Here is a 16756-nt window from a genome sequence, read left to right on the forward strand (position 1 = left end):
GAACAAACGACGGCGGGCCCCACCAATGGTGGGGCCCGCCGTCGTTAGTGCCTTGCTTCCTTGTTGCTGCCGGGGCTTGTTCCTGCCGGCTGGGTGTGGTGCGCCCTCGCGCGACCGGCCCGCGTGCGCCCCTCAGGACGCCGCTGCCGACTCCAAGAGGATCCGGAGTTCCTCCAGCGCACCCTCGGCCTCTGCGGGGCTGCAGGCGGCCGGGAGGGCGTCCACAGCGACGGCCAGCTCCACCTCACAGCCGCACTCGAAGTCCTCGGTCATGACCTCCAGCAGCGAACGGGCGTCGACGCCGGGCCTGCCGTCCTTGCTGATGGTCACCGGGAGGCCGGTCGCCGTGACCGCCCGGACAAATACTGCCGCCGGCCGGGCGTGGAGGCCGATGGCGGCCATGACGATTGCCTTGCGAACTGGCAACGGGACTCCCTCATGCTGGTGTTGTTCTGTACGTGCTGCTACTGGGCTGGCCGGCCACCCGAGCGCGATCCAGGTGGAGACGTTCGGCAGGCATTCCGTCGGACCGGGCGGGCGCCCTTGCCCCGGCACCGGTCTTTACCTTCTAGGGTAGCCGCGGGGGAGTGCCCCGCACGACTTGAGTCGGCGGCGTGGTCTAGACCTGCCGGGCCACGGGCTTACCCTTGAGATATGAGTGTTTTTCCCGCGCCGGGCCGCGACCGGAGGCTGAAGCATGGCGTCCACTAACGCGTCCAAAATGATCGGCGAGATCGACCGTGAGAGCGGGGTGCCGATCTACGTGCAGTTGCGGGAAATCCTGCGGGCGCACATCGCCGCCGCCTGCCCGCCCGGATCCGCCCTGCCCTCCGAACGGGACCTCGCCCAGCGCTTCGGCCTGGCCCGGATGACTGTGCGCCAGGCCATCGACGCCCTTGTGGGCGAGGAAGTGATCGAGCGCGTCGTGGGCCTGGGCACGTTTGTGCGCAAACCCAAGCTGGATCTCCAGGTGAAGCTGACCTCCTACAGCGAAGAGATGCAGCGCCGCGGCATGGTCCCCGCCGCCAAGGTCCTGAGCTTCGAGCAGATTGGCGCGAGCGCGTTCCTGGCCCGCGAGCTGCAGTTGGAGGAAGGGACACCACTGGTCCGGTTCCGGCGCCTCCTGCTGGCCGACAACGAGCCGATGAGTGTGGACGAGAACTTCATCCCGGCCCACCGGGTTCCCGGGCTGCTGGACGGCGAACCGCCCACGTCCCTGTACAACGTGCTGAGCGAACGCTACGGGCTGGTGATGGAGTGGGGCGAGGACATGATCGAGGCCACGGCGGCGTCGCCGTCCACGGCCCGGCTCCTGAACGTCGAGGTCGGCACTCCGCTGCTGAAGATCCAGCGGCACGCCTTTGTGGCCCGTGCCATGGTGGACTACTCCGTGTCCTACTACCGGGCTGACCGCTACAAGCTCTGGGTGCCCCTGCAACGCCCCGGCGTCCGGCCTACCCGCAACTACGCCTCGGGGTACCGCCCGTAGCACCAACAACGCGGGGTCACTTCGCGCCCATCCCGAGGGGGGTTAGGGGCGCGAAGTGACCCCGCGTTGTTGTTGTTTCTGTTGTTTCGTTGGGAATGCAGGAAGGCCCGGTCCCCAAGGGGACCGGGCCTTCCTGTGTATTGCTTGGTACTGCCTAGTGGCTCAGCGTCTTCTGGGACTCTGCAGCTTCGACAGCCTCGTGGGCGCCGTGGTGGCCGTGGGCGGCCTCCAGCTCTGCCGGAGTGGCCGGGGCAACCCGGTCCTCGAAGAACCAGCGGGACAGCTTCGCGCGGCGCTTTTCCCTGCGGTCGACGACGCCGTTCTCGTTCGGCACCGCGGGGAGCGGGGCCGGGGACTCGAAGCCGACCAGCTTGTAGCGCTTGTATTCATCCAGCGGGGCGTGGACCTCGATGAACTCTCCGTGCGGCAGGCGCACGATGCGGCCGGTTTCGCGGCCGTGCAGGGCAATCTCGCGGTCCTTGCGCTGGAGCGCCAGGGCGACCCGCTTCGTGACGATGAACGCGATGACCGGGCCGATGAAGAACAGCGCGCGCAGCCAATAGGTCACATCGTTCAGGGCCACGTGGAAGTGGGTGGCGATGAGGTCCGAGCCGGCGGCTGCCCACATCACGCAGTACCAGACGAAACCGGCCATGCCGATTGCCGTACGGGTAGGAGCGTTGCGGGGACGGTCCAGGACGTGGTGCTCACGGTTGTCCTTGGTGATCCAGCGTTCGATCCACGGGTAGGCAAACATGACCGTGAAGAGGATGCCCGCGGGGACCAGGGCCGGAAGCAGCACGTTGAACGTGAACACGTGGCCGAACCAGATCTGCTCAACCTTCCAGTCACCGATCGTGCCCGGCATCAGGCGCAGGGCGCCGTCAACGAAACCGATGTACCAGTCAGGCTGGGTGCCAGCCGAAACCGGGGAGGGGTCGTACGGGCCGTAGTTCCAAATCGGGTTGATGGTGAAGAACGCCGCCATGAGGGCAACGACACCGAACACGATGAAGAAGAAGCCGCCGGCCTTCGCCGCGTAAACCGGTCCCAGGGGGTAGCCGACGACGTTGCCGTCATTGCGGCCGGGGCCGGGGTACTGCGTGTGCTTGTGCACAACCACCATGAAGAGGTGCATCACGATCATCAGCAGGATGAGCGCGGGAACCAGGAGGATGTGGAGCATGTACAGGCGGCTGATGATCATGGTGCCCGGGAACTCGCCGCCGAAGAGGAAGAACGAGGTGTAGGTGCCGATGACCGGGATGGACTTGATGACGCCGTCGATAATCCGCAGGCCGTTGCCGGAGAGCAGGTCATCGGGGAGTGAGTAGCCGGTGAAGCCTGCGGCCATGGAGAGGATGAGCAGGACGCTGCCTACTACCCAGTTCAGTTCGCGGGGCTTGCGGAATGCGCCGGTGAAGAACACGCGAAGCATGTGCACGGAGACAGAGGCCACGAACAGCAGGGCTGACCAGTGGTGTACCTGGCGCATGAACATGCCGCCGCGGACATCGAAGGAGATGTCCAGTGAGGAGCTGTACGCCACGGACATTTCGACGTTCTTCAGGGGCGTGTAAGAGCCCGCGTAGTGCGTCTCCGCCATGGACGGATCGAAGAAGAAGGTCAGGAAAGTGCCGGAGAGCAACAGGATGACGAAGGAGTACAGCGCCACTTCGCCGAACATGAACGACCAGTGGTCAGGGAAGACCTTCCGGCCGAACTCACGGAGGATTCCGGAGCCGCCAACACGCTGGTCGACGAAGTCGGTGATGCGGCCGCCTTTCGTCTTGGCGACGAAGACGGGGGCATCAGGAGTTAGGGATGAGGACATGCTGCTCACGCTCCCAGTAGCTCGGTCCAACAGGTTCATGGAAGTCGCTCGTGGCGACGAGGTAACCCTCAGAGTCGACGGAGATCGGCAGCTGGGGGAGAGGGCGGCTGGCGGGGCCAAAGATCACCTTGCACTGCTGGGTCAGGTCGAAGGTGGACTGGTGGCACGGGCACAGCAGGTGGTGCGTCTGCTGCTCATAGAGGGCAACAGGGCAGCCCACGTGGGTGCAGATCTTGGAGTAGGCAACGATTCCGTTGTAGGCCCAGTCTTCGCGCCCGGGAGAGGGGTGGAGCTCCTCGGGGTTCAGGCGCATGAGGAGAACAACGGACTTAGCCTTCTCATTCAGCTTGCCTTCGCTCAGCTCGTTCAGCCCTTCCGGGATGACGTGGAAAGCAGAGCCCAAAGTGACGTCCGCGGCCTTGATCGGAGTGCCATCGGGGTCGCGGGCGAGACGCTTGAGTTTGCCGTCCTGCGGGGCCCACATGGTGTGGGCCAGCGTGTCATCCGGCCGGGGACCGAGGTCACCAAAGATGGCAAGGGCCGGCAGGGGCGCCAGTGCGACGGCGCCGAGCAGGGTGTTGCGGATCAGCGGCCGGCGCTTGATGCCGGTTTCCTCCACAATGTCATCGACGATGCGGACGGCGGCCTGGCGGTCTTCCTCGGTGCGGATCGCGTGGCGCTCTTCTGAGACCTCGTGGTCCGGCATGAGGGCCTTGGCCCAGTGGACGATACCGGTGCCGATGCCCAGCATCGCGAACGCGGTACCCAGGCCCAGCAGTGCATTCTGGAGACGGATCGTGGCGATCGTGGAGTCATCCCCCAGATCGATCGCGAAATACGCCACCAGGAATATCAAGGTGCCAACGACCGAGATGCCGAACAGAAGGGCTACCTGCCGTTCTGCCTTTTTTGCGGCCTTCGGGTCCGTGTCAGCCAGGCGCAAACGGTGCGGGGGAATTCCAGGATCCTGGAATTTCTCCACCTCATTCTGACCAGCCGTAGCTACGGTGCCCGAGTCGTTCGGACCGCCGTCACTATGGTTGCCCATAATTCGCCTCATCCTTCTCTCGTCTCGGCGAGTGCCGAGTTAGGTTTCAATTCAAACTGCTGACGGGTCAGCAGAAAATTCTTACAGGTGCAAGGTCCGTTTAGGACGTGCGGGACGTGAGCCAGATGGTGAACGCGATGATGACGCCCAGGCCGGCAATCCAGACAAAGAGACCTTCGGAAACCGGTCCCAGTGCGCCAAGATCGGCGCCGCCGGGCGAACCGTTGGCCTCAATCTGCTTCAGGAACGTGATGATGTCGCGCTTGCCCTCCGGGGAGATGTTCGCGTCGCTGAAGACCGGCATGTTCTGCGGGCCGGTAACCATGGCTTCGTAGATGTGCTGGCCGGAGACACCTGCGAGGGCCGGGGCGAACTTGCCCCGGGTCAGGGCACCGCCGGCAGCGGCAGCGTTGTGGCACATGGCGCAGTTCGTGCGGAACAGCTCGCCACCCTTGGCGGCGTCGCCCTTCTCATCGAGCACACCTGCCTCGGGAATGGCCGGGCCGGGGCCGAGGGATGCAACGTAAGCAGCCAGCTGCTTGGTCTGTTCCTCATTGAACTGGGCGGGCTTCTTGTAGGCCTGCGGGCCGTTCATCTGCATGGGCATGCGGCCGGTGCCGACCTGGAAGTCAACAGCGGCGGCGCCGACGCCCACAAGGGACGGTCCGGCCTGCGATCCGCTGGCACCCATGCCGTGGCAGGTGGCGCAGTTGGCGGCAAAGAGTTTGCCGCCTTCCTCTACGTCGCTTGCGCTGTAGGTGGTGGTGTCGGCCTTGGCCTGGTTGACGGTGGTGGCAACGGCGTACAGCCCACCCGTGACCAAGAGGCCCATCAGCAGCAGTGCAATTGCTGCCAGTGGGTGACGTCGCTTCTGCGAGAGTGCCTTCACGTGGTGGTTCCTTTATTCGATCCTGCGGTGGCTCCGGGAGCCGCTTCTTGAAATTCTGCCTCTTGTAGAAAAAGAGTCAAGTCTGACTACTTGAGGACGTAGATGACCAGGAAGAGGCCAATCCAGACGACGTCCACGAAGTGCCAGTAGTACGAGGTGACGATCGCCGAAGTCGCTTCAAAGTGTCCGAACTTCTTCGCGGCGAAGGAGCGGCCCATGATGAGCAGGAAGGCAATCAGACCGCCGATGACGTGCAGGCCGTGGAAGCCCGTCGTGATGTAAAAGGCCGAACCGTAGGCGTTGGACGACAGCGAGACATGCTCGGAAACGAGCATGGCGTACTCGGTCGCCTGGCCGGCGACGAAGAAGGAACCCATGAGGAATGTCAGGATGAACCATCCGTTCATCCCCCACTGGGTAAAGCTGAAGCGTCCGCCGGTCCGGCGCGGCTGGAGCCGCTCGGCAGCGAAGACGCCCATCTGGCAAGTAAAGGAACTTGCCACGAGGACGATCGTGTTAACGAGCGCAAACGGGAAGTTGAGCTTGGCTGTCTCTTCGGCCCACATCAGTCCGGAAGTCGAACGGAGTGTGAAGTACATGGCGAAGAGACCGGCGAAGAACATCAACTCACTGGACAGCCACACAACGGTTCCAACAGAAACCATGTTCGGGCGGTTCAGCGTCGGGTGCGCCGGGGTACTGGGGGCATGGGTCGCAGATGTCACATAGACATTATGTCTATAAAAGTCCGTCCTGCCCAACGCAAACCGCGTTTTCGGAGGACTTTTTCTACAAAGACGCGAATTCGCGCGGAAAAGTTCCCGGCGGGGTTCACATTGGTCTTTGCGGGGCCGACCTCGATAGCATCGGGAGGTGACTTCACAGGCATCTGCACAGGCGGCAGGCAACACCTGGCCGCGGCTCATCAACGCTCTCATCAGCGGCGCCGACCTCACTGCCGGGAGCACTGAGTGGGCCATGAACTCCATCATGTCCGGTGAGGCGACGCCGGCCCAGGTGGCGGGATTCCTGGTGGCGCTGCGAGCCAAGGGCGAGACCGTGGATGAGCTTGCCGGCCTCGTGGAGGCGATGATCGCCAACGCCAACCCCATTGACATTGCCGGTGAGAAGCTGGACATCGTCGGCACTGGTGGGGACCAGCAGAACACCGTCAACATCTCCACGATGGCCGCCCTCATCGCCGCCGGAGCGGGGGCCAGGGTGGTCAAGCACGGCAACCGTGCGTCGTCGTCCTCGTCGGGATCCGCCGATGTCCTGGAGGCCCTCGGCGTCCGGCTGGATCTTCCCATTCCCCGCGTGGCACTCAACGCCGAAGAGGCGGGAATCACGTTTTGCTTCGCCCAGGTTTTCCACCCCTCCATGCGGCATGCCGCCGTCGCCCGCCGCGAACTCGGCGTTCCGACGGCGTTCAACTTCCTTGGCCCCATGGTCAACCCGGCACATGTCCAGGCATCGGCGGTGGGCGTCGCCAATGAGCAGATGGCCCCGCTGGTGGCCGGAGTGCTGGCCAAGCGCGGCAGCCGGGGCCTGGTTTTCCGCGGCAATGACGGACTGGACGAGCTCACCACCACCGGCCCGTCGCGGGTGTGGGAGATCCGCAACGGTGAGGTAACTGAAGAGATGTTTGATCCGCGCGATCTCGGCATCCGGAAGGCCACACTGGAGGAGCTGCGCGGCGGCGACGCGGTGGCGAATGCCGCCGTCGTCCGGGCCGTCCTGGGCGGTGCGCCGGGGCCGGCCCGCGATGCGGCGCTGCTCAACGCCGCGGCCGGACTGGTGGCGTTCGACCTCGACGCCGTGGGTCCGCTGGCGGAGCGCATGGCCGCCGCGTTTAGCCGCGCCGAGCAGTCCATTGAATCCGGAGCGGCGGCCGCCGTGCTGGACAGGTGGGTTGCCCTGTCTCAGACCGCCTAAAGATCAAGTAGGACGGGCCCGGCAGATTCTGCCGGGCCCGTCCTGTGTGCTGCTGGTATGTGGATTGTTCGCTACTGCTCGAAACCGAGGGCAAAGGCCGCATCGAGGTCGTGCTGGGAGTACGCGCGGAACGCGATCTGCGTGGTGGTGTGCGCGACGCCGGGCACTTTCGAGAGCTTGTCCGCGATGACGTCCGCCAGGTCCTCGTGCTTGGCGACCCGGGCGATGGCGATCAGGTCCCACTCGCCCGTTACGGAATAGACCTCGCTGATCCCCGGGATAGCAGAGATTTCCTCGGCGGTCTCCGGGATGCGTGAGGCGTTTGTCTTGATCAGGACGAATGCGGTGACCACGTGTGAACCTTTCCGGATCGGTTGCGCCGTTTGCGGGCCTGTCGGCGGCCCTTGCGCGGGCGCTGCCATCTTCTGCAAGCCTAGTGCATTAGGCCTGGCGGCGGCGTGAACGCAGCCGCCGAACGCCCGCGGCCACAAGGCGGTAACCCAGGAGGAAAACGGCCAGGCTCAGCAGGGCCACGATGATGAAGGGCAGGACCACCGTCTGCCCGGTGAGGGCCCGCAGGATCATTCCGACGCCGACGGCTCCAAGCCAGACAGCGACGCCGGCGGGCCACACCCGCAGGGGGTCATGCCACAACCGCAGGACCAGCCAGGCCAGTGCCGCGCCCGTGAGGAACGGCCACGCCGTCGCAAAGACACCTGTGATGATTTCTCCGCGCTGGTGCGCGTCGCGCCCAATCGCTGCGAAGAGCAGAATCAGCAGTGCATCCGCGCATGCGGCCAGGGCCGCTGTCTGCGCGGGCCGGAGGCCGGTACGTGGACTGCCCTGAGCGGACGGGCGGGGGAGTCTGGGGGCTGGAGAAGGCATACATCCAAGCCTAGTCCCGCTGGCCATCGCCGCCCTGCAGGAGGACTACGCATGACGCCCCCGGTGCCCGCCCCGGACCCCGGTCGGCGTGGCCCCCAGGCTCAGGGACTGTCCGCACATATGATCGTGGCATGAGTAGCGACGCCGTTCCGGAGGCTGTTGTCCCGGTGCAGCTGGATCCTCAGCTGGACGGCCAGCTGAGCATTAACGACATCCTGCTCGAACTTGGCCAGGCTCCCGTGGTGCACCCCTCGCCGGATGTGGCCAGCGAGCTGCACTTCTTCTAGGCCCGCCACTCCGCTGAAATCAGGCCCTTTGGTCCTAACGGCGCACAGCCCGGGAGACTAGCTTGGCGCATAAGGATGCCAGCAGGGCCTCCTCAGAACGGAAGGATGGCTCCCGTGGAGCAATTCTGGAACTTCATTTGGCTGTTCTTTTGGTCATTCGCGTTCATCGCGTATCTCTTCGCACTGTTTGCGGTTATCACAGACATCTTCCGGGACCGCGAACTCAGCGGTTGGCTCAAAGCCGTGTGGGTCATCTTCCTGATCTTCGTGCCGTTCCTCACGGTTCTCGTATACCTGATCGCGCGGGGCCGCAGCATGGCCGAGCGCCAGGCCCGCAGCGCCCAGCAGGCAGAAGCGGCAACAACGGAATACATCCGCTCCGTGGCCAAGGCGTCCCCCACCCAGGAAATCGCAAAGGCCAAGGAACTTCTCGACGCCGGCACGCTGACCCAGAGCGAATTCGACGCTGTTAAGGCGAAGGCGCTGAGCCAGGCCTGACTCCACTGCCTTCAAAGTCGGCCACCGCATCAGCGGAAAACGCAGGCGTCGTCGCGGCTGCGTTTTCCTTTGGCGTGCGCAACGTCCGGCGCGAGGTTCGGCGCGAGCTATGCTTGCTGATTCCCCTGCTGGACATCAGTGGAGTGCAAGTCCCAGGTAGAGGGCTGCAAGGGCAAGCGTGGTGGGGGTCATGACGAGACGCTCAGGTTTACTGCGGGAGATCCCGTTCATGAGGACGCCAAGCACGAAGTATGCCGTCATCACCCACACGGTGACCGCCGTAAAGGATTCGCTGACCAAGGCCGGGACAAAGTCGGCCTTTGCGAGCGCGGCGTAGGCGAAGAGTGCGTACACGGCAATGGTTGCGGCGCTCCCGATTCGCAGTTTGGCTGGGAGGACACGGTGGTTTCCGCCCCACGCCAATCTCCCGAGCGGGGCACCGGCGGCCAACGCCCCTTGGAAAACGGTCAGGCCAGCCAGAAGTATGCAAGCGAGTATTGCGAAAAGCTGATCTAGCGGCATCTAATTCCATCTCCTTGTAGCTGTCCCAAGCCGCAACGTGTGTCCACTGTGCCGCGAGCTTGACGAGCAATTTCCCGGGCCTTCGCGAACCCGGTTCCTCCCGGCGCTGCGCTCCGGCGCTTCATACATGTTGTCGTAGCTGTGGAGAGCTTATTCGTGTATTCGAAAAATCGCGGCAGGCGTCATCCGACCTCCTCGCAGCGGGATTGTCCGTCCCTGTCTGCCGGCGAGACCGCCGGGGTATTGTGGGGCGCATGGAGATGCGCCTCGAGGTCGTACAAGTACCCGTCAGTGATGTGGACAAGGCCAAGTCGTTCTATATGGACCGACTCGGGTTCGTCCTGGACCACGACGTCGAATACATACCGGGCATGAGGGTCGTGCAACTCACGCCACCCGGCTCTGCCACCTCTATCGTCATCGGCACGGGAATGACCAGCATGCCGCCGGGCAGCCTGGAGGGCCTGCAATTGGTGGTCCCCGAAATGGCGTCCACGCGGGCTGAGCTGCTCCAGCGGGGAGCGGAAGTCAGCGAAGTCCAAGACATGGGTGGAATCGCCTTCGCCTACTTCAGTGACCCGGACGGCAACCGCTGGGTCATACAGGAAGCTACGGGGCCGGAGGCTAGGCAAGCCGGCTCCTAGGGCTGGAGCATTCGACGGCAGACTGCTCCGCCACGGCGGGTTCCCCCAAACACGCATCGCGTTATTCATGTTTAGCCCCTAAAGTCTAAATAGCAAGGTGACTATTTAGACTTCCGGAGGATCCATGACCCGCTGGCCTGCGCACGGCAGCAAGACGATGCCGTGGAAGTCGTCTGGGCGGCCGCCCCGCGAAGACCGGGAATTCTCTGAGGTTGTGGTCTCGCTGCCGCCCTTGATCGCCGGGAGCTGGTTCGATCCGGGGCGTGAGACCATCGTCGCCCTGGAAGAGGCCGCCGTCGCCATAGCGTCCCTGGACGTCACCGCCGGCACGCGGATGGCCGCCATCAGCGGGTTCCTGCTCCGCAGCGAGGCGGTCTCCTCCTCCAAAATCGAGCACGTCAACGCCAACCGCGACGACTACGCACGGGCCATGATCGGGCTCAAGGCCAGTGACGACGCCCGCTCCATGGTGGCTGCCGCCGACGCTGTGCAAGGGATGATCGACGACGCCGGGCGGACCGGCGAGATCCGGCTGGAGGCTATGCTGGCCGCCCATCACACGCTCATGAAAGACGACCCGATGGACGGCCCACACGCCGGCCGGCTCAGGGACGTGCAGAACTGGATCGGCGGCAGCGACCATTCACCGCGCGGCGCCATCCACGTCCCGCCCCCGCCGGAGCTCGTGCCGGACCTGATGGAAGACCTGATGGTCTTCTGCAACCGCCGCGACGTGCCGATCATGGCGCAGGCGGCGATCGCCCACGCCCACTTCGAGTCCATCCACCCGTTCACCGACGGCAACGGCCGGATCGGGCGGGCCCTCATTGGCGCGATATCCCGGCGTCGTGGGCTCACCAAGAACACCGTCACCCCGATCGCGTCGGCGATGGTCGCAGACGTCGACACGTACTTCAGTCTGGTCAACAACTACCGCTCCGGTGATGCCGATCCGTTCGTGCTCTACCTGGCCCGTTCCGCTGTCCGCGCCTCTGATGCGGCCCGGGAATCCGTCGCCGCCCTCGATGCGCTGCCGGCGATGTGGCTGGAGCTGGCCAGGCCCCGGAGAGGATCCGCGGACGAGAAGATCATCCCGTGGCTGCTGGAGCGGCCCGTGTTCGAGGCCCACAGCGCTGCCCATATTGCCGGCGTCGCCGAGAGCTCCGTCTACGCCGCACTGCAGCGGCTCTCCACCGCCGGAGTCATCACCCCGGTCACCCAGTCCAAGCGCAGCCGCGCCTGGGCGGCGACCGAAGTCCTCGACGAGGTGGACCGGCTGAACAACCGGCTGGCCGACGTCGGGAAGGCCGGCCGACCGGGGACGGAACCCGAACCGGCGGCCGGTCCCCAAGGGGCGGCGGAGGGACTTGATCTTCACGCGGGGTGAGGATCTACGGTGGATCACATGACAGAGACGAGCGGTGCCGCGGGCCAGTGGAGCATCGGCGACCTTGCCAAAGCATCTGGAGTCACGGTCCGGGCCCTTCATCACTACGACGAGATTGGGTTGCTGTCGGCAGGCCGGCGGACGGCTTCCGGCCACCGCCGCTACTCCGAGGACGACGTCCGGCGGCTCTACCGGATCCGGGCGCTGCAGATGCTGGGCCTGCCGCTGGCCGAAATCGGCGCCGCACTGGGAACCCCTGCCGATGACATGGGCTCGCTGCGCACGCTCCTGGAAAGACAATTGCTGCACCTGCGCCGGCAGGTCGAGCAGGTCCAGGCGGTGCAGGACCGGATATGCGACTTGCTGTCGCGCATCGACGGGGCCGCCATGCCGGCACCGGAACAGTTCATGGCAACTTTGGAGATGATCACCATGATGGAAAACTTCTTCACACCAGAACAGCGACAGGAACTGGCCGGCCGCAGAGCCGAACTTGGCAGCGACAGCATCGAGGCCGCCAAGGTGCGATGGGCCGCATTGGTCGAGGAGGGCCTCAGACACGTCGAAAATGGGACGCCGGTATCTGATCCGGCCATCCGGGACTGGGCCACGGCATGGGACGAAATCGGATCTATGTTCCACGCCGGCGAAGGGACCAAAGCCGCGGCCCGTTCCATGTGGCAGGACAATCAGGCTGCCCTCAGCACCGATCTGCCTTGGACCCCGGAGCAACTGGCCGGACTCATGGCCTACCTGCAAAAGGCAAGGGCGCAGCCCTGATGGCCGTGTTCTCTGACGCAGCTATTTGGCGGTGCTTTTTGATGGTGGCGGATGCAGAATGGAAGGAAGCCGGGCTGATTCCTCAGCCCCCTCCAGCGTTGAGGACGGCACATCATGACGAGCAACAAGACACGGACTGCACTTGTGCTGGCAACGGTACTGATCGGGCTGAGCGGCTGTGCCGGAGGCGGCGGAACGCAGACGCCGGCGCCCGCCACGACGGCCGGGACCTCTCCCAGCATGTCGATGGAACCGTCTGCCCCGGCGGGATCCGCCCAGTCAGGACCGGGCAGCGGGGCGGCAAACGCCGCCGCCGTGACCATCACGATCAGCAACTTCGCCTACGAGATCCCGGGTGCCGTGGCTCCCGGCGCTGAGGTGAAGGTGATCAACATGGACACTGCCGAGCACACGGTAACCGCTGACCAGAATGCGACCCTCTTTGATGTCGAGGTCAAGGAAAACGGCGGTACGGCCACATTCAAGGCACCTTCCGAACCGGGGACCTACGCCTTTCACTGCACCTACCACCCCAACATGCACGGCTCACTGACGGTCAAATGAGCACGACGCCGTGGGCCGGGGAGCGTTCCTGATGATCTCGAACGAGAAAGGTGCCGTGGCGTGGCTTTCCGGACCCCCTCACCGTCGCTTGATCCGGCCGACGTCGATGGCTTGAGTTCGGCGCTCCGGGGCCTGCTGTTGCGTCCAGGGGACGTCGGCTACGACGAAGCCCGGAAGGTCTTCAACGCGATGATTGACCGCCGTCCGGACATGATTGTCCGCCCGGCCGACGCCGACGATATTCGCCGTGCAGTGACCTTCGCCCGGGAAAAGGATCTCCCCGTCTCCATTAAGGGCGGCGGCCACAACGTGGCAGGGAACGCGGTTGGCGCCCATGGGCTCATGCTGGATTGCTCCGGCATGAAGAGCGTTCAGGTCGACGCCGAACGGCGGGCCGCCGTGGCTGGAGCGGGTGCGCTCCTGGCCGACCTTGACGTCGCAACTCAGGCGCACGGCCTGGCCACGCCGCTCGGAGTCGTGTCGGTTACCGGCATCGCCGGCTTGACCCTCGGGGGTGGCATCGGCTGGCTCAACGGCAAACACGGGCTCGCTTGCGACAACGTGCTGGCCGCCGACATCGTGACTTCGGATGGCAGGCTGCTGACGGCGAGCCCCGACCAACACGCAGACCTCTACTGGGCCATCCGTGGGGGCGGCGGCAACTTCGGCGTTGTCACGTCTTTCACCTATGCTTTGCATCCCGTCGGGCAGGTTCTTGCCGGAGCGCTCTCATTCCCGGCCGAACGGACAAGGGAGGTCCTGGAGTTCTATCCCGGATTCGCCGCTTCCTGCCCCGACGAGCTCTCGATGTCGGCCAGCCTGGGGTGTGACGCCAATGGGCGCCCTGTTTTCGGCGTCGGCGTCTGCTGGAGCGGCGGGCATGATGAGGCGGCGCTGGCGCTCCGACCCCTGCGCGAGCTCGGCCCAGCAGTGGACGTGGTGGTTCCAACCGACTATTGCGCTTGGCAGAGCGCCCACGACGCCGGCTTTCCGCGGGGCCGGAACCACTATTGGAAATCGAGTTTCTTCACTGACTTCACCGCCGGCGCCATCGATGTCCTGCTCCAATTTGCGGCCGAGATGCCTTCAGCGGCGAGCGGCATCGGAATGCAGCAACTGCACGGTGTGGCCGCGAGGGTTCCCCCGGCAGCCACGGCATTTCCGCATCGCCGGTCCCAGAGCGAACTCCTCATCCTGGCGCAGTGGTCTGATCCGGCAGAAACGGAGCGGCACGTCGGCTGGGCCCGCGCCTTCTTCGAAGCGATGCAGCCATTTGCCGCGAGCGGTGTATACGTCAACGATCTGGGCCAGGAAGGGGAGGAACGCGTGAGGGCAGCCTACGGCGCGAACTACGATCGGCTGGCCGCAGTCAAGGCCGCATACGACCCCATCAACCTCTTCCGCTCAAATCAAAACGTGCGCCCCACCGGATAGGAAATGACGATGACTCGTGTCCGGGTACTGACAGCCACGATCACGCATAGCTGGCGGTAACCGTCCTAGCTTCTCCATCGAGTTGAATTCGACTGCCGTAGGGGAGGATCCACTGCGGCCGGGTGTGCCCGAAGGGTACCCCGATGCACACGACGGCATCCGGGTTGTACCGTGCGATTTCGGTGCTGACCACATCGCGCTGTGCGGCGCGCAGCCGAGCCCGTTCGGCGGCAGGCGGAACCTGCCCGTGGCTGCTGACGGGAGGCCTGGCGACCATCACGCCGTCGACCGCCCCCAGGACACCACGCTCGCCGAGCGCACGAACCCATCGCTTGACCCAATCTGCGGGAGCGAGCAGTTCGCTGGTTTCGAGGATCAAGATTGCGCCCCGGAGCGCGTCGACGGAAGGCAGCCTGTCGGCGATGGCGAGCTGGTCGAGGACTTCGACGCAGCCACCCCACGTGTAACCGGAGACCGTGCGTTCGGCGCCCGTCCACGCCCAGGGTTCGGTGGGTTCGCGGTCGCCGTATTCGACGAGTGCCCGCGGATCGAGCCAATCCGGCCCGAAGTCCTCTGACTCCCCGGGATCGGTAATGTCGAGCTCGCCCCCGGTGAGCAGCGCAGCCCGCAGGGAAGCGACGTGGACGTCGTCCGCACCCGGCCCGGCGCCGAGGTGGACTTGGGTCGAACCGCCGTAATATGCGGATATCCCGAGTGACCACAACCAGTTGAGCAGGTTGGTGTTGTCGCTGTATCCGATGAAGATCTTTGGATTCGCCCGGACGGCCGCCTCGTCGAGATGAGGTACGACCGTGATCTGGTCGTCGCCGCCGATGGTGGCGAGAATAGCGTGGATGCTGGGATCGGCGAACGCCGCATTGATGTCTGCCGCCCGTTCCTCGGGACTGGATCCGAGCTTGCGAGTCGTCGGGAATTCCACAGGGATCAACCCCGTAGCCGCAGTGAGCCGCCGCATCGCCTGCTCATGCACGGCCGGGGCGTATCCCGGGGCGGCGAAGGACGGGGAGAGAACCGCGACCCGATCGCCCGCAACGAGCTTCGGGGCGGACAGCTTCAGCTGCGAATGATCCATTCACTCATCGAATCAGATGGGGCGTGGTTCGAGGCAACTCGACGCCCCGACGTGCCGGTGCAGGATCCTCAACCATGCTGCGGAGGAGGCGCGGACCATATGGCGCTGCGGGTGGCGAGCCTGATAAATCCGTGATTCAGAAATTTTGTGGGTTATAGCCGTATCTCCCACTCATCCATTTTCGCCATTTGGCGCAACCGGTGCTGTAGGCTCCGATTCGAACCTTGGGGGACTGATGCTGAACTACTTTCGTGAGACGCAAGAGGCACGATTCGCGACCCGTGCACGCCGAATCTATGGCTACGTCTCTGTCGGCTTCGTTGTTGCAGTCGGGGTCTGGGTGATTGCCGGCCTTGCGCCAGTGTGGATTTCCTGGACGGCCCTCGGCGCTTCGTTCGTTCTGGACGCTTTCCTGACCCGAAAGTGGATCAGGGAGGACGCACTCAGGGCTTATCGTAGCGACCGGGCCGGCTGACGTCGCCCCCGGCGGTGGGCAACGGGCAATGCATTAACGGCGGCTGTAATGGCCGCGACTGAGACTAAACGGGGGAAGCTATGGACAAACATGCGTCGAGCCACAATGGACGGTAGGCCGCGCCTGGCTGATTTTCGATGGCTGGAATACTGAGGAAATGACTCTCGCTGAACTGGAACTGCCCGGCCGCCGATTCACAATCAGGAAAGCTGAATCATATGATGTGGCTTCGATTGTTGGGCTGCTGGCTGCCGACCAGCTCCGAGCCTCTGTCGACTCGATTGCAATCGAGCACCGGAATCCCTACGATCTTGCTTTCCAGGCGATTGATGCGGACCCCGCGCAGCTTCTTCTCGTAGTTGTCTCGACCGAAAATGAAGTGGTTGGGACCATGCAACTTACATTCATTCCCGGCTTGGCCAGAGGCGGAGCTACACGGCTGCAGATCGAAGCAGTACGTGTCCGGTCCGACCTTCGGAGCCTTGGCCTTGGAGGGGCGATGATCTCGTGGGCGGTCGCAGAAGGGCGCCGACGTGGCGCACAACTGGTTCAGCTCACGTCTGACCAGTCCAGGGTCGCAGCACACCGGTTCTATGAGCGGCTTGGCTTCGAAGCGTCGCACGTAGGCTTCAAACTTTCCCTCTGAGGTTGCCGCTCCAAGCCTCGGAACATGGGGACGCCCCGATGCTATTGGGGGATGCATCGGGGCGCCTCAGAAAACCATAGGCGGAGACTTGTTCAAGTTCAAACGTGACGGCGGCGGTCGCCGCGAACAGGCTTGTGATACTCATGGCGGACCGTCCAGTCCGGGGGGCTGTGCCGGCGCCCCCCAATAAATGCGCCCCGACACAGCCCTCTTCAAGCGGAGTCCCCAATGGATCCGAGACAAGAATAATTGACCACCAGCGCTAAAACAAGGCGGTCATCCGGTTTATGGGAGTTGGGCTCGCAGAAAGTCCCGAGGAGGGCGCGCAAGGCACCTCCTGCTCCGG

Annotated in this window: 19 protein-coding genes; 10 read left to right on the forward strand and 9 right to left on the reverse strand. The window is 64.5% G+C overall.

Features of this window, described 5'->3' with window-relative positions; translation table 11 throughout:
• Positions 1-132: 132 nt before the first annotated feature.
• Complete coding sequence (locus tag C560_RS0104665) at positions 133-426, reverse strand: HPr family phosphocarrier protein (protein ID WP_026537312.1); 294 nt, start codon at positions 424-426, stop codon at positions 133-135.
• Between the two features lie 271 nt (positions 427-697).
• Between C560_RS0104665 and C560_RS0104670 the strand changes: the two genes are divergently transcribed.
• Positions 698-1489: a GntR family transcriptional regulator gene (locus C560_RS0104670; RefSeq protein ID WP_026537313.1), complete on the forward strand. Its 792-nt coding sequence runs from the start codon at positions 698-700 to the stop codon at positions 1487-1489.
• 154 nt (positions 1490-1643) lie between these two features.
• Here the strand turns inward: C560_RS0104670 and qcrB are convergent, their stop codons facing one another.
• The 4 genes from qcrB to ctaE all read right to left on the reverse strand — a co-directional run bounded on the left by qcrB (position 1644) and on the right by ctaE (position 6021).
• Positions 1644-3323, reverse strand: coding sequence for a cytochrome bc1 complex cytochrome b subunit (gene qcrB, locus C560_RS0104675; RefSeq protein ID WP_026537314.1), 1680 nt, complete (start codon positions 3321-3323; stop codon positions 1644-1646).
• Positions 3301-4371 carry a cytochrome bc1 complex Rieske iron-sulfur subunit gene (qcrA, locus tag C560_RS0104680; RefSeq protein ID WP_026537315.1) on the reverse strand — a complete coding sequence of 357 codons (1071 nt, stop codon included), beginning with the start codon at positions 4369-4371 and terminating at the stop codon, positions 3301-3303. Before qcrA ends, qcrB begins: the two co-directional genes overlap by 23 nt.
• 100 nt (positions 4372-4471) lie before the next feature.
• On the reverse strand, positions 4472-5260 hold the full coding sequence (gene qcrC / locus C560_RS0104685) for a cytochrome bc1 complex diheme cytochrome c subunit (protein WP_026537316.1): 789 nt from the start codon (positions 5258-5260) through the stop codon (positions 4472-4474).
• An 86-nt stretch (positions 5261-5346) separates the two neighbouring features.
• The gene (gene ctaE, locus C560_RS0104690; RefSeq protein ID WP_279293852.1) at positions 5347-6021 is read right to left on the reverse strand and encodes an aa3-type cytochrome oxidase subunit III; all 675 of its coding nucleotides are present in this window, start codon (positions 6019-6021) and stop codon (positions 5347-5349) included.
• A gap of 112 nt (positions 6022-6133) precedes the next feature.
• On the opposite strand from ctaE, the gene trpD reads away from it, so the two are divergent.
• The gene (gene trpD, locus C560_RS0104695) at positions 6134-7195 is read left to right on the forward strand and encodes an anthranilate phosphoribosyltransferase (protein ID WP_026537317.1); all 1062 of its coding nucleotides are present in this window, start codon (positions 6134-6136) and stop codon (positions 7193-7195) included.
• Positions 7196-7266: 71 nt separating this feature from the next.
• Here the strand turns inward: trpD and C560_RS0104700 are convergent, their stop codons facing one another.
• Both C560_RS0104700 and C560_RS0104705 read right to left on the reverse strand, forming a co-directional pair.
• Positions 7267-7548 carry an Lrp/AsnC family transcriptional regulator gene (locus C560_RS0104700; protein ID WP_018773069.1) on the reverse strand — a complete coding sequence of 94 codons (282 nt, stop codon included), beginning with the start codon at positions 7546-7548 and terminating at the stop codon, positions 7267-7269.
• A gap of 88 nt (positions 7549-7636) precedes the next feature.
• Positions 7637-8080, reverse strand: coding sequence for a DUF3054 domain-containing protein (locus C560_RS0104705; RefSeq protein WP_026537318.1), 444 nt, complete (start codon positions 8078-8080; stop codon positions 7637-7639).
• Positions 8081-8211: 131 nt separating this feature from the next.
• On the opposite strand from C560_RS0104705, the gene C560_RS23305 reads away from it, so the two are divergent.
• Positions 8212-8367 carry a hypothetical protein gene (locus C560_RS23305; RefSeq protein ID WP_155855742.1) on the forward strand — a complete coding sequence of 52 codons (156 nt, stop codon included), beginning with the start codon at positions 8212-8214 and terminating at the stop codon, positions 8365-8367.
• Between the two features lie 105 nt (positions 8368-8472).
• Positions 8473-8865, forward strand: coding sequence for an SHOCT domain-containing protein (locus C560_RS0104715; RefSeq protein ID WP_043422505.1), 393 nt, complete (start codon positions 8473-8475; stop codon positions 8863-8865).
• 135 nt (positions 8866-9000) lie between these two features.
• Here C560_RS0104715 and C560_RS23790 read toward each other — a convergent pair whose 3' ends face one another.
• Positions 9001-9219 (reverse strand): hypothetical protein, encoded by a 219-nt coding sequence (locus C560_RS23790; protein ID WP_231386238.1) that lies wholly within the window; start codon positions 9217-9219, stop codon positions 9001-9003.
• A 422-nt stretch (positions 9220-9641) separates the two neighbouring features.
• Here C560_RS23790 and C560_RS0104725 point away from each other — a divergent pair, with 422 nt between their 5' ends.
• From C560_RS0104725 to C560_RS0104745, 5 genes are all read left to right on the forward strand, one after another.
• The gene (locus C560_RS0104725; RefSeq protein WP_026537321.1) at positions 9642-10031 is read left to right on the forward strand and encodes a VOC family protein; all 390 of its coding nucleotides are present in this window, start codon (positions 9642-9644) and stop codon (positions 10029-10031) included.
• 124 nt (positions 10032-10155) lie between these two features.
• A complete protein-coding gene (locus tag C560_RS21250) occupies positions 10156-11418 on the forward strand; it encodes a Fic family protein (RefSeq protein WP_231494265.1) in 1263 nt (420 codons plus the stop codon).
• Positions 11419-11436: 18 nt separating this feature from the next.
• Positions 11437-12198 (forward strand): MerR family transcriptional regulator, encoded by a 762-nt coding sequence (locus tag C560_RS0104735; RefSeq protein ID WP_026537322.1) that lies wholly within the window; start codon positions 11437-11439, stop codon positions 12196-12198.
• Between the two features lie 114 nt (positions 12199-12312).
• Positions 12313-12762, forward strand: a complete 450-nt coding sequence (locus C560_RS22600; RefSeq protein ID WP_051533002.1) for a cupredoxin domain-containing protein — start codon at positions 12313-12315, stop codon at positions 12760-12762.
• 60 nt (positions 12763-12822) lie between these two features.
• Complete coding sequence (locus C560_RS0104745; protein ID WP_026537323.1) at positions 12823-14196, forward strand: FAD-binding oxidoreductase; 1374 nt, start codon at positions 12823-12825, stop codon at positions 14194-14196.
• A 40-nt stretch (positions 14197-14236) separates the two neighbouring features.
• Here C560_RS0104745 and C560_RS0104750 read toward each other — a convergent pair whose 3' ends face one another.
• Complete coding sequence (locus C560_RS0104750) at positions 14237-15289, reverse strand: S66 family peptidase (protein ID WP_026537324.1); 1053 nt, start codon at positions 15287-15289, stop codon at positions 14237-14239.
• A gap of 632 nt (positions 15290-15921) precedes the next feature.
• Here C560_RS0104750 and C560_RS0104760 point away from each other — a divergent pair.
• Positions 15922-16410 carry a GNAT family N-acetyltransferase gene (locus C560_RS0104760; RefSeq protein WP_051533003.1) on the forward strand — a complete coding sequence of 163 codons (489 nt, stop codon included), beginning with the start codon at positions 15922-15924 and terminating at the stop codon, positions 16408-16410.
• The last annotated feature ends 346 nt before the right edge of the window (positions 16411-16756 follow it).

Origin of the sequence: Arthrobacter sp. 9MFCol3.1 (assembly GCF_000620385.1) — a bacterium.
In the GTDB taxonomy this organism is placed as follows: Bacteria; Actinomycetota; Actinomycetes; order Actinomycetales; family Micrococcaceae; genus Arthrobacter.

What these genes read in the sequence shown, in the direction of transcription:
- C560_RS21250 (WP_231494265.1), top strand. Translation starts at nt 10,156, where the DNA reads ATGACCCGCTGGCCTGCGCACGGCAGCAAGACGATGCCGTGGAAGTCG.
- qcrA (WP_026537315.1), bottom strand. Translation starts at nt 4,371, where the DNA reads ATGGGCAACCATAGTGACGGCGGTCCGAACGACTCGGGCACCGTAGCT.
- C560_RS0104715 (WP_043422505.1), top strand. Translation starts at nt 8,473, where the DNA reads ATGGCTCCCGTGGAGCAATTCTGGAACTTCATTTGGCTGTTCTTTTGG.
- C560_RS0104760 (WP_051533003.1), top strand. Translation starts at nt 15,922, where the DNA reads ATGACTCTCGCTGAACTGGAACTGCCCGGCCGCCGATTCACAATCAGG.
- C560_RS0104705 (WP_026537318.1), bottom strand. Translation starts at nt 8,080, where the DNA reads ATGCCTTCTCCAGCCCCCAGACTCCCCCGCCCGTCCGCTCAGGGCAGT.
- C560_RS23305 (WP_155855742.1), top strand. Translation starts at nt 8,212, where the DNA reads ATGAGTAGCGACGCCGTTCCGGAGGCTGTTGTCCCGGTGCAGCTGGAT.
- C560_RS0104670 (WP_026537313.1), top strand. Translation starts at nt 698, where the DNA reads ATGGCGTCCACTAACGCGTCCAAAATGATCGGCGAGATCGACCGTGAG.
- C560_RS0104750 (WP_026537324.1), bottom strand. Translation starts at nt 15,289, where the DNA reads ATGGATCATTCGCAGCTGAAGCTGTCCGCCCCGAAGCTCGTTGCGGGC.
- qcrB (WP_026537314.1), bottom strand. Translation starts at nt 3,323, where the DNA reads ATGTCCTCATCCCTAACTCCTGATGCCCCCGTCTTCGTCGCCAAGACG.
- C560_RS0104725 (WP_026537321.1), top strand. Translation starts at nt 9,642, where the DNA reads ATGGAGATGCGCCTCGAGGTCGTACAAGTACCCGTCAGTGATGTGGAC.
- C560_RS0104735 (WP_026537322.1), top strand. Translation starts at nt 11,437, where the DNA reads ATGACAGAGACGAGCGGTGCCGCGGGCCAGTGGAGCATCGGCGACCTT.
- C560_RS22600 (WP_051533002.1), top strand. Translation starts at nt 12,313, where the DNA reads ATGACGAGCAACAAGACACGGACTGCACTTGTGCTGGCAACGGTACTG.